Source organism: Rhodanobacter sp. KK11 (genome assembly GCF_033345435.1).
Classification (GTDB): domain Bacteria; phylum Pseudomonadota; class Gammaproteobacteria; order Xanthomonadales; family Rhodanobacteraceae; genus Rhodanobacter.
Window position 1 is genome coordinate 84,743 of the sequence record NZ_JAWPMI010000005.1, and the last position, 12,342, is coordinate 97,084.

General features: G+C 66.6%; 5 protein-coding genes. 3 read left to right on the forward strand and 2 right to left on the reverse strand.

Annotated features, from left to right (window positions below):
* The first annotated feature begins 15 nt into the window (after nucleotides 1–15).
* Nucleotides 16–1,992, forward strand: a complete 1,977-nt coding sequence (locus R5H19_RS13915; protein WP_318159623.1) for a M1 family metallopeptidase — start codon at nucleotides 16–18, stop codon at nucleotides 1,990–1,992.
* Between the two features lie 150 nt (nucleotides 1,993–2,142).
* Here the strand turns inward: R5H19_RS13915 and R5H19_RS13920 are convergent, their stop codons facing one another.
* The gene (locus R5H19_RS13920) at nucleotides 2,143–7,713 is read right to left on the reverse strand and encodes an AAA domain-containing protein (RefSeq protein ID WP_318159624.1); all 5,571 of its coding nucleotides are present in this window, start codon (nucleotides 7,711–7,713) and stop codon (nucleotides 2,143–2,145) included.
* Nucleotides 7,714–8,163: 450 nt separating this feature from the next.
* The gene (locus tag R5H19_RS13925) at nucleotides 8,164–10,188 is read right to left on the reverse strand and encodes a TonB-dependent receptor (protein ID WP_318160196.1); all 2,025 of its coding nucleotides are present in this window, start codon (nucleotides 10,186–10,188) and stop codon (nucleotides 8,164–8,166) included.
* Nucleotides 10,189–10,570: 382 nt separating this feature from the next.
* Here R5H19_RS13925 and R5H19_RS13930 point away from each other — a divergent pair, with 382 nt between their 5' ends.
* Together R5H19_RS13930 and R5H19_RS13935 are read left to right on the forward strand one after the other, a co-directional pair.
* Nucleotides 10,571–11,008: a hypothetical protein gene (locus R5H19_RS13930; RefSeq protein ID WP_318159625.1), complete on the forward strand. Its 438-nt coding sequence runs from the start codon at nucleotides 10,571–10,573 to the stop codon at nucleotides 11,006–11,008.
* A complete protein-coding gene (locus tag R5H19_RS13935) occupies nucleotides 11,001–12,320 on the forward strand; it encodes a sorbosone dehydrogenase family protein (RefSeq protein WP_318159626.1) in 1,320 nt (439 codons plus the stop codon). The genes R5H19_RS13930 and R5H19_RS13935 overlap by 8 nt, the downstream gene beginning before the upstream one ends.
* The last annotated feature ends 22 nt before the right edge of the window (nucleotides 12,321–12,342 follow it).

Sequence of the window (12,342 nt, forward strand, 5' to 3'; positions counted from 1 at the left end):
CCACCAAGGCAATGCATGAAGAAGCCCGCGCTTTTCCTCGCCATCACGGTCGCCTCGCTGCTGGCGGCGCCCGCGTTCGCCGACGACGGCACCACCTCGCGCTTCGACCCGTTGCAGGCCTTCGCGCCTTACAGCTATCCGCAGCCGGCCACCGCCTATCGCTCGGCCAGCGGCAAGCCGGGTCCGCTGTTCTGGCAGAACCGTGCCGACTACACGATCACCGCCACGCTCGATCCGGCCACGCGCCGGCTCAGCGGCAGCGAAGTGATCAGCTACACCAACCACAGCCCCGACGCGCTTGATGTGCTGTGGCTGCAGCTGGATCAGAACCGCTACCGCCGCGATGCCCGCGGCGCGTTCACCAGCAAGTTCCCCGCCGAGTTCACCGATGGCTACCAAATCGCCTCGGTCGAAGTGGACGACACGCACGGGGGCAGGCAGCCGGTGAAATGGGTGGTTTCCGACACGCGCATGCAGGTGCAACTGCCCGCGGCGCTGAAGGGCCACGGCGGCAACCTGCGCCTGCACGTCGCCTGGAGCTATACCGTGCCCGGCGAATTCGGCGGCCGTACCGACGTCAACCCCAGCAAGAACGGCGAGATCTTCGAGATCGCGCAGTGGTACCCGCGCATGGCCGTGTACGACGATCTGCGCGGGTGGGACACCGCGCCCTACCTCAACAGCGAGTTCTACCTCGAATACGGCGACTTCGACTATTCGGTCACCGTGCCGTGGGACATGATCGTGGCCGGCTCCGGCGAGCTGGTGAATCCCGAAGACGTGCTGAGCAAGACCGAACGGCAGCGGCTGGAGCAGGCACGGCGCAGCGACAAGACGGTAATGATCCGCACGTCCGAGGAAGTCACCCAGCCGTCCAGCCGTCCGAAACAGAGCGGCACGCTGACCTGGCACTTCCGCATGCACAACACCCGCGACGTGGCGTTCGGCGCGTCGAAGGCGTTCGTGTGGGATGCCGCACGGATCAACCTGCCCGAGGGCAAGACCGCACTGGCGATGTCGGTGTACCCGGTCGAAAGCGGCGGCGATGCGGCGTGGGGCCGCGCCACCGAATACCTCAAGGCCTCGACCGAATACTTCTCGAAGCAGTGGTATCCGTACCCGTGGCCGGTGGCGATCAACGAGGCCGGCACCGCCGGCGGCATGGAATACCCGGGCATCACCTTCGACCACAAGCTGGCCAAGGGCAGGAACCTGCACATGGTGATCGCGCACGAGATCGGCCACATCTGGTTCCCGATGATCGTGGGCAGCAACGAGCGTCGCGCCGCATGGATGGACGAAGGCTTCAACACCTTCATCGACGTCTACGAGGACGACGCCTTCAACCACGGCGAATATGCACCCAAGCGCGACAGCGAGTACGCGCCCGGCGGCGGCAACCCTGCCGACGAGATCGCCAAGGTCATCGCCGACCCGGCCGCGCCCGTCCTGCTCAACAGCGCCGACATGGTGCCGGAGAAGTACCGCCACCCGATCAGCTACTTCAAGGGCGCGTTCGGCCTGGTGCTGCTGCGCGAGCAGATCATCGGGCCGGAGCGCTTCGACCCGGCGTTCCGCCGCTACATCGCCACCTGGGCGTACAAGCACCCCAGCCCGTCCGACTTCTTCCGCTTCATGGAAAGCGACACCGGCGAGGACCTGGGCTGGTTCTGGCGCGGCTGGTACGAACACAACTGGCAGCTCGACCTGGCCGTGCAGAAGGTCGCCTACCCCGACGGCGACTACCGCAAGGGCGCCGACGTTACCGTGGCCAACCTCGACCAGCTGGCACTGCCGGCCACGCTCGAACTGACCTACGACGACGGCAGCAAGCAGGACGTGCGTGTGCCGGTGGAAACCTGGCAGCAGCACCGCAGCTACGTCATCCACGTGGCCGGCACGCGCAAGCTGGTGTCGGCCACCATCGACCCGGCGCACGCGCTGCCGGACCGCAACCGGAGCAACAACACGCTTTCAGTCATCCAGGAATAGCCTGCCCAACCATGCCCAACGTACACGTGCCCGATGTGGGGCAGACGCCGGGAGAAGACGCTTCCTCCGACTGATACCCCAGGCGGCAGCCGATTGACGCCAAACGTGGGAAAGCGCCGTTCCGATCCCGCATGTGTCGGGCCCCGACTGCTACACCATGGCTCGTTCGATTCGCGTGAGGACCGCCCTTCGATCGGTCAGCCATTCGATGCCGTCGACGTGCACCACATGCCAACCGCGTTGACGCAACAGGGAAGCCCGCTGGGTCCGGCGGTATGCGCCATCGTCGACGTCGCCCTCATCGCAAAGAATCGCCACGCGATACGCTCGTCCGTCGGATTCGCCCTCAACCGCCACATCCACCTTGAAGCGCGAAGCGCCCACATGCGCGTTGGCCTCGACGCCCTTCGCGGACAACGCCTCGATGATTTGGCCGGCAAGCGGCACGAAGCCCGGCAGGGCCTCTTGCACGTCGCTGACGGGCGGATTGGCTGCGGCGCGCACCACGTCCAGCACGCGCGCAGCAAGCGAGCGATTGCCACCCGACATGTGGTGGACATACTCCAGATAGGCCTTGAACAGACGTGGCCCATCGTTCTTCGCGCGCGCCACGCTCAATTGACCGGGGTCAAACGAGGCAACAACGATGGCTTCCTGGCGTGCGCGAGAGACGGCCACATTCAGACGCCGCTCGCCACCACGCTGGCCCAGCGGACCGAACCTCGCCGGCACGTAGCGCTGCACGCCGCGCGTCTTGTGCACGCGTTCTACTGGTGCATGACCGAGCGAGAACACAATCACATCGCGTTCGTCGCCCTGCACGCTTTCTATGTTCTTGACGAAGGGGCGATCGTCGAGCCGTTCCAGCGCCTCGGCCGCACCGTACAAGTGCGCGAAGTCTTCTTGGGTCGAACGCCGCCGGTCAATGGCGTCAAGTATGGCAAGGCGCTGCGAGAGGTTGAAAGTCACAATGCCGATCGTCGGTGGCTGCGGCCGAGCCAGCAGTTCCCCTACGAGATCCACCACGCGCTCAGCTTCGACATCGTTACGCCCGTTCTCGTACTTTGCACCGGTCACCGCAATCCAGCGCAAGCGGGCCGGTACCGCTGGTCGGGACGAAGCGGGACAGGTGAGCAGCGTGCCTCCGTACATCGCGTGATTGGAGAACGCAATCAGGTCTTCGTCCTGGCAGCGATAGTGCCAGTCGAGTCGTCGCGCCGGCATGCGCAAACGGGCGAGCGTCAGCAGTGATTCAGAGGTGAGGAAATCGGCTGGCTCCGTTTCTTCTTCGGCACCAGTTTCATTTTCGTCATGTGCGGCCTTGAAGAAGGCAGTGGGCGGCATCTGCCGGTCGTCACCCGCTATAACCACTCGCCGTGCACGCAACAGCGCGGGAAAACCGTTGGCAACGGTGCACTGCGACGCCTCGTCGAAGATCGCTACATCGAACACGGGCTGGCGCGGAAACAACACGGCCAACGTTTCCGGCGAAAGCAACCATACTGGCAACGCGTCGAACAAACCTTGCCCGGCGTAGCTGTGCACGAAACTACGCAGCGGCATCAGGCCGCGCTGTTTGGCCACTTCGTGTTGCAGTTTGTCGCGGACAGCCTGCGCTGGCGTGCGTCGCGCGTACTTTTCAGCCGAGGGCATAGTGAGCAGAGGTGCCGCATCAGCACCATCGAGCACGCGGTGGCGGGATGCCTGCGCCTGAGCCTCAAGCGCTTCATTCAGTTGACGAGTGGCGTTGTCGTCCACTTCGCCGCTACGCAAGGTATCCGGCAACGCATCGTATGCCGCCTGTACACGACCCGTTGCCCACGCCTTCAACAAAATGTCCGACCATGCACCGGACGGAACGTCGGCGCAGGCGGCTATCGCCAGGGGACCACATGCGTCCACGGTCAAGGATTCGGCGAGGTATCGGTCCAACTCCGCGGCGCGGTCGGCGGACTGCTCGAAGACACGATGCCGAACGCCGAGCTCCGCAGCCGGAGTATTCGGAGTCAGGTCATGGAAAACCTCGGCAGCGGCACGGTTGGCCGCGACATGTTTGCGCCACGCCTGCGCAGCGGCCAGACGGTCGAATACTGTTTGCCGCCATGCCTTCGCATTGCCGGCAGTCCATGCGTCCAGTGTTGTCAGCACGTTGCGGACGCGCACCAGGCAGTGCACGGGTTCGACAATATCGGCTACGCGCTGCAAGGATTGGGCAACCTGTCCGGCGTCACCCACGAGTATCCGCGCAAGCCCGGTCTGGGCGGCAACCTGGTCGAAACTTGCCCACAGTCGCGCCAGTCGCAGCCGCCGATGCAGGTCGTGCAACAAGGCAACGTCGATCGGTCGGCCCAGGGCATCCGGCCAGACGTCCGCCAACTGGCGCTTGACGGTGGCACGCGCCTTCCACCAACCCGGCGACAGGTAACGCAAGAACGAGGTGCCTTGGATCAAAAGCGCCTGTACACACTGCACGAACACCGGCGTGGCATTGACGCGCACCGGAGCGGGATGGGCCTGCCACGCTTCCGATGCACCCATCCAGTCCGCCCGCAAGGCAAGCAAGGGGGCACGGCGATCGTCGGGAAACTCCAACAGAGCCGCCGCCAGGGCATCGACCTCCTTGAGGGAGGTGAGCGCCTTGTGTGCCATCAGCAGTTCTTCCATGTGCGACTCGCTGACGGCGGGCGCGACACCTTGGCGCGCTGCTGCCGCCTCCACGGCAGCAGCGGCGCGCACTGCCCGCATGAGCGATTCGGCGAAGCTTGCGCGTGCTTCGCGCGTACTCCCGGCCAGCGAGCGGCGCTGGTGTGTCGCTGAAGGGCGCCACGGACTGCCCGATACCATCAAGTCAGCCCAGGGCCGGCAAACCTGCGCCAGCTTCGCCAGTTTGAGCGCGCTACCAAACGGAAGGCCTGCCAGCGGCGGCATGGTTTGGGGCACGGCATCAGCAATGCCGGCGGCATAGGTGGCCAGCTTGCCCAGCGGCGGCTCGCCCGCAGTCGAATGGCGCATATGCGCGATGCGCGGGCGCAGCCTTCCGGCGAACTGCGCGACGTCCTCCGCGGTAGACGCAGGCGCAGCATGGTTGCCGCCCCTGGACTCCAGCCGCTCGCGGATCTTGCGAAACAGCGTCTTGCGGTCATCGACCACGTCGTGTACCACGCCAACCAGGGCACCGAAGCCGATCCCCGCCAGGCGCTGGGCAACCACGTCCAGCGCCGCACGCTTCTCGGATACCACCGCCACGCGCTCACCGCGTGCGAGCGCATCCGCCACCAGGTTCACGATCACCTGGCTTTTGCCCGTACCTGGTGGGCCATCGACGACCATGGCGCGCGTAATGCCCGCCATGCGCACCACACCCACCTGCGAAGGATCGGCAGCGATCACCAGCGTCGGTGTCTGGGCGGTTGACTCGATCTCAGCCGGCTCCGTCACCTGACTCGTGCGCTGGGATGCCGGCAAAAGCGCATTGGCGCAACCCAGCAACGCATGCACATCCGCACCGGGAGAGTCTATTTCGGTGAGCAGTTGCTCATAGTCATGCAGCAGTTCGGAGCGGGACTGGGGAAACAAACCGATGACGGCACAGGCCTCGAGCTCAAGTCGGCAACCCTTCCAGGCAACCGTGTCGTCATCGAGCGGATCGAGCGTATGCAGTGCGGCGTCGATCTCGAAAATGTCCATGCCGATCTGGCGCAAGTGATCCGCCAGCGCCATCACGCCCTGGCGGGCGTCGGCCGCCAGGGCGTCGAGCTTGACTGCCTGAGCGTCGGCAAAGGGCAGGTTCGCCTTGAGATGGATGAGCCGGAACAGCGCCTGGTTGGCAACCGGTGGCTCATCGGCCACATGCACCAGCGCGATACCGCCGACGCCGTCCGATTCCAGTTCCACCGGATACAAAAGCAGGGGTGCTCGCACCACATAACCGTTCACCACGCCGCGCACGAAACCGACGCCGAGATGCAGATCGCGCGCGCCGGTCTCCTCACGGCGTGCCAAGTGCTCGCGCCGCAGTTCGACAAGCTGGCGCAGGAGATTGGCGGCTTCCTTTGACTCGCCAGCCTGTTCCGCCTGCACCAGCACCACCCGGCGGGCGTCCTGTGCCAGTGTCAGGCAGCGATCCGCATGCCCTACCGAGATGCGCGACAGTGCGGCGAGGTCGAACGCGCGCCCGACGCGCACTTCACGCAACCGCACCGATGGACTGCGCCCGTCGCCGCTGATGAGCTCGTCGCGCAGGCGCTGGATGGCGCGCCGCAATGCATCCCGGGGCAAGGGCGGTGGCGGTGTCACGGCTGACGCTGCGTGCCTGGGCGACAACGCAATGGTTCCGTCCAAGTCGATCGTCGCGAGATCGGCCGACGTGGAAAGATCGGCACGTTCCAGCGCTGCCTCGAATCGCGCGAGCACGGCACTCTCACGACGTGTTTCGCCCACCAGGCGCAACAGTTGGCGCAAGGTGGTCTGCGATCCACCGCGCCGCCAGATGGCGGCGAGGTAAACATCCAGCGCTTGCGCGGCGTCACGGATGCGCACCGGCAACGGCTTGGCGGCGTTTTCCTCGCGGCGTTCCACGGTGATCCGCCGGAGCACCGTGCGCATCAATGTACCGAACAACTCCTCGCCGCCAAGCAAGCGACCGATCTCCACGACGCGCGCGAACTCGCGCTCGTCCGCCACGCCGTCGGCTGTGAGCACGTGGATCAACAGATTGAACAGTGGGCGCAGGAACGAAGAGCCCCAGGCCTTGGCCAGCGGTGCAAGCTCCTCGACGCGTTGCGCCGCCTGTGCCGGATCGAGCAGGCGACCCCAGTCGGGCACCAGTGATGCAAAGGTCCGCTCCAGCACCTCGGCCTCTTCATCGCTGAGGTTGTCATCAGCCATCGACACCAGCACAGCAGCCGCCAGCGCCAATTCATGCAGCTCCGCGGGTGGTGGCTCCAGGTACTGGAACGCGCTGTCCAGCCCGGGTCGGCGCAATACGCGCTCGATCAAGGCATCCACCTCGTCGAGCGCGCGCGTGCCGGGACCGCAACCGGTCAACTCGCGATACAGCACGGTCTCGCTGAACAACCACGCAGCCCAGGCACGTACGCCGTGTTCGGGGTGGGTGATGCCTTGCGCACTGTCACCATCTGCGAGGCACGCCTCCACCAGCTCGCGACACTGGGCGAGATAGCCGGCCGTGTCGCCGCCGAGGTCCTCCGCGGGCAACCCGGTGGTCGCCACCATTTCCAGCCGCAGCAGCGCATCGAGGTCGCGCGTGGCCAGCAAAGCGTAGCGGTCGGCAGTCAGTTCACGCGCCATCGAGAGAGTGGAGGCAACCAGCGCAAGCTCCGCAGGCGCATCTTCCGCCAGCGCCAGTGACGTAGCCAGCGCACTCACCTGCGCATGCGGGGAATCCGGTCCGTGTGCGATGAAATGGCCGAACTCGTGGCCGATCACCGCACGCAGGGCGCCGTCGTCGAGCAGGGACAAAAGCCGCCCCTGGATCTCCATCAGGATCGGCTCGCGCAAGAGATGCATGGCCGCGTTCTCGCGGCCGGCGGACTGGTAGATCTCGACAGGCGAGGTCAGCCCGAACGCGTCCCGGATCTCGACTGCCGCCATGATGGCCTTGGGTGCCATGGCTTCGGTGAGTCGCACGGCCCGTCCGAGCAACTGGCGGCGCACCGCCTCGGGCTCAGGCAACGCGTATTGCGCTGCCGTCAGGGCCACTCCCGCATCCAATGCGAGACGCTCAAGCAGTGCATGCTCGACGCGTACCCGTACACGCGCCTCTTTGGCGACCCGTCCTGGCTCCATAGCTGTCCCCTGCCCGCCCTGTCCTTGCTTATCAAGCAGCGCACAGGAAGGCAAGTCAAGTTGGCGACCGCCGACTCCTCGCCAATAGATCCTTCTTGTGCACCGGACGAACGGATCCGCAGCAGCTCCTCCCGAGACATTCGCTACCGAACGCGCAACACCCAAACAGTACTACGCTGCCGGTGAAGTAGAGCCTCAAACTGCGAGCCTCGCTTCTTTCCCTATCTGCAAGGGAGAGCTTGGGAAGGGCGATCCTCGCCTGCGGAAGAAGCTGTATCAAGCTTCGACCACGGCTAACGCGGCCTGCCGATGCCCTCCATCGCAGGGGCCGAACCCTGATTCACGCATGGAGCACGGCACGCCTCAGAAAACCAGCCGCATCCCCAGCATCCAGGTGCGGCCCGGGCCCGGTTCGAAATAGCGTCCGTTACTGTCGTTGACGATCACCGAACCGATGTAGCGGCGGTCGCCCAGGTTGTCCACGCGGGCACTGAGCTGCAGCCGCGTGTCCGGGCCCAGGGCGAAGGTGTAGCCGGCGTCGACGCCGACCACGGCGTAGCCGGCGGCGCGCTCGGTCGCCGTGTCGTTGACGCTGACCGCGCCCACGCCGGTCACGTCCAGGCCTTGGTGCCAGCCGAGTTCGTCGCCGTGGCGGATGCGCAGCGAAGCGTAGTTTTCGGGCACGCCAGGCATGCGGGTGCCGGCCGCCACCGGCACGCTGGCCATGGCGCATGGCGTGGCGCGGCAGGCGAGGAACGCGCTGCGGAAGCGCGACTGCAGGCGGGTGAAGCCGGCCCTGATCTGCCAGTGGTCCGCCAACTGGCCGGCCAGGGAAAACTCGACGCCCTGGCGCCGCGTGTCGCCGACATTGCGGTAGGTCGAACGGCCGTTCTGGTTGGTCCCCACCGCCAGCTCGTCGCGCGTATCGGCGCGGAACAGCGCCGTGTCGAAGGCCAGTCCACGCGTGACCTGCCATTTCGCGCCCAGCTCCAGGTTGCGGCTGCGCGCCGGGCGCAGGTCGAAAGCCAGGCCGGGCCGGCCATCGCTGCGGTAGCCGAGTTCGTTGAAGCTCGGCGTTTCGAAACCCCTGCCGTAGCTGGCGTAGAACCGCAGGTGGTCGCCGGGCCGGAAGCCCAGCCCGAGCACCGGCGTGGTGGCCGTGTAGTTCACCCCGCCGCTGTCGTCCGGATTGGTCGCCGTGACGTAGCGATCGCGTGCTCGGAAGCGCACGTCGTCACGCCGCACGCCGAGCAGCAGCGACCATGATTCGGCGAAGTGCCAGTACCACTGCGCGTACTCGTCGACGCTGTCGACGTTGTCGTCCTCGTTCCGGCGCGGTACGCCGGTCACTCCCAGCGTGTCGCCGACGAAGTTCTCGTAACCGCGGCGATGCTGCCATTGCCCGTCGGCACTCACGCCCAGCACGAACTCGTAGTCGCGGTCGGCCAGCTGGCCGTTGCGGGTCCAGCGCGCGTCGAGGCCACCGTAGACGGTGTCCAGCGCCACCACGCCGCCCGCCGACAGCGGGCTTTGCTGGGCGCTGACCGGGATCGACTGGTACTGCGCGATGCTGCGCTGGCCGAAAAAGCCCATCACCCGCACTTGGTCGTTGCCGTGCAACGGCTGCTCGTAGACGGCGCCGAGCTGGTTCTGTTCGATGCTCTTGCGGGTGTTGTACTGGATGGCCACCGAAGCAACCTGCCGCGGATCGGCATCGACCTGCGCCCGGGTGAGCCCCAGCGCATCCTGGGATACCGGCTGGTCCAGCCGGTTTGCCACGATGGTGAGTTTCTTCCCGCCGCCAAGGTCCACGCCGAACCTGGCGTTGTCCGATTCGCGGCGCACCCGGCTGTGCGGCCGGTAGCCGCCGGAAAGGAACAGCGAGCCGGCGACGTTGTAGTCGACCGACCCCAGCGTGCCGCGCGTGTCGACGCTGCTGCGGAAGGTGTCGTGGCTGCCTGCGTTCACGCCCAGCATGGTCACCGGCGTCGGCGTGCCCTCCGCGCTCCACAGCTGCACCACGCCGCCGGCGGCGTTGCCGTAGAGCACCGAGAACGGACCGCGCAGTATCTCCACCCGCCCGGCCGAATCGAAGTTGAAGTGCGAGACCTGGCCCTGCCCATCCGGCAGCGTCGCCGGGATGCCGTCGACATACAGGCGGATGCTGCGCACGCCGAAGGTCGCGCGCGAGCCGAAACCGCGGATCGAGATCTGCACGTCCTGCGCATAGTTCTGCCGGTCGCGCGCGAGGATGCCCGGCACGCCGACCAGCGACTCGGAAAGATTCACGCCCGGCTGACCGGCGGCGGCGGGCTCGACGCGCACCACGCTGAGCGCGGCGGGAAGATCGAACGGGGGAATCTCCAGGCGCATTGCGCTGACCTGCACCGCAGGCAAGGTCGTGGGCTTCGCGCGCCCGGCCGCTGCCGTCTCCCGCGCGGCGACCGGTGGCGGGGCAAGTCCGAAACAAGACAGCACCGCGACGATGGCCACGACGCGGCGGTGGAAAAGTCGCCGGCACATGCCTGCCAGTGTGTCATGAAGCGCGACGACCCGCGGGTGCCGCGCATGCGTCACGCATGCATCACGCCGCCGCGCACAACATGGCCGCTGGCGGCACGGTTTCCCGCAACCGCCCGCGGCTGTTCCGAGCGGGAGGGGTTGCACGCAGGGGAGGGTTCGGCATTCCGTCCCGGCAACCATTCCTCCCTTCGCCACGACGCGGATCGTCCCCGCCATCGCTAGCGTTCTTCCTGCCGAGGAGCTGCCCGTGAACACCGCATCGCATCGCTCCGTCCTGGCCAACGCGGTCTATGGCCTGCTCAACCCCCTGCCGTTCGGCTTCTTCGCCGCCGCGCTGATCTTCGACATCCTCTATGCCCGCACGGCGGTCGTCATGTGGAACAAGGGCGCCGCCTGGCTGATCGTGTTCGGCCTGCTGCTCGCGGTGATCCCCCGCTTCGTCAATCTCGCCCAGGTCTGGATCACCTCCCGCCACATCGCCCGGCGCGCCGACCGGCTGGATTTCTGGTTCAACCTGTTCGCCATCGTCGCGGCGATCTTCAATGCGTTCGTGCACAGCCGCGATGCCTACGCCGTGGTTCCGGCCGGCGTCTGGCTCTCGGCGTGCACGGTCATCCTGCTGGCCGTCGCCCACGTCGTGATGGCCGTGCAGCACCCGGCGGTGGAGGAGCACGTCCATGCATAAGATTGTCCTTCGCCGTGCGCTGGTCCTGGTCTTCGGGGTGATCCTGGGAGGATGCAGCGGGAAGGCGTCGTATCAGCCCGCGCAGCAGTCGGGTGATGCTCCGCCGCTGCCCGCCGCCCGCAACTTCCTGGTGCCGCCGATGCAGGTTCCCCGCTATGCCGGCTGGAAGCAGGGCCAGACGCCCAAGGTCGCGCCCGGGCTCAGGATCGAGAAGATCGCCAGCGGCCTGCTGCACCCGCGCCAGCTCTACACCCTGCCCAACGGCGACATCCTGGTGGTGGAATCCAACGGCCCCGGTGCCGAGCCGGTGACCACGCCGAAGCAGCTGATCGCCAACAAGGTCAAGAACCTCTCGGGCAAGGGTGCGAAAGGCGGCAACCGGATCACCCTGCTGCGCCACCACGGCAATGCCGGCGGCGAATGGGAGAAGCACGTCTTCATCGAACACCTGCACTCGCCGTTCGGCGTGGCGCTGATCGGCGACACGCTTTACGTGGCCAACACCGACGCGATCGTGAAGTTCCCGTACGTCACCGGTGAAACGCGGATCACCGCGCCGCGCGTGGAATTCACCGACCTGCCGGCCACCATCAACCACCACTGGACCAAGGCGATGGTGGCCAGCCCGGACGGCAGCAAGCTGTATGTCGGGGTCGGCTCCAACAGCAACATCACCGAGAACGGCCTGGACCAGGAGTACCGGCGTGCGGCCGTGCTCGAGGTGGACGTGGCCAGCGCCGGCAGCCGGATCTACGCCTCGGGCCTGCGCAACCCGACCGGGCTGCAGATCGAGCCGCATGCCGGGAAGCTCTGGGCGATCGTCAACGAACGCGACGAGATCGGCGCGGACCTGGTGCCCGACTACCTGACTTCGGTACGGGAAGGTGGCTTCTACGGCTGGCCGTACAGCTATTTCGGCCAGCACGTGGACAACCGCGTCATGCCGCAGCGGCCGGACCTGGTGGCCAAGGCGATCAAGCCCGACTACGCGCTGGGCTCGCACGTCGCCGCGCTCGGGCTGCTGTTCTCGGACACCAACGCGCTGCCGCAGCAGTATCAGCATGGCGCCTTCGTCGGCGAGCACGGCAGCTGGGACCGCTCGCCACTGAGCGGCTACGCCGTCGTCCACGTCGCCTTCGTGGACGGCAAGCCGACCGGCGTGCCCGAACCGCTGGTCACCGGCTTCCACTCGGACGACGAATCGCAGCTGTACGGTGCGCCGGTCGGCCTGGCGCAGGACAAGGACGGCGCGCTGCTGATCGCGGACGACGTCGGCGATGCCATCTGGCGGGTGACGGCAGCCTCGCCCTGAATACCCAGACGCGGCGACGCCC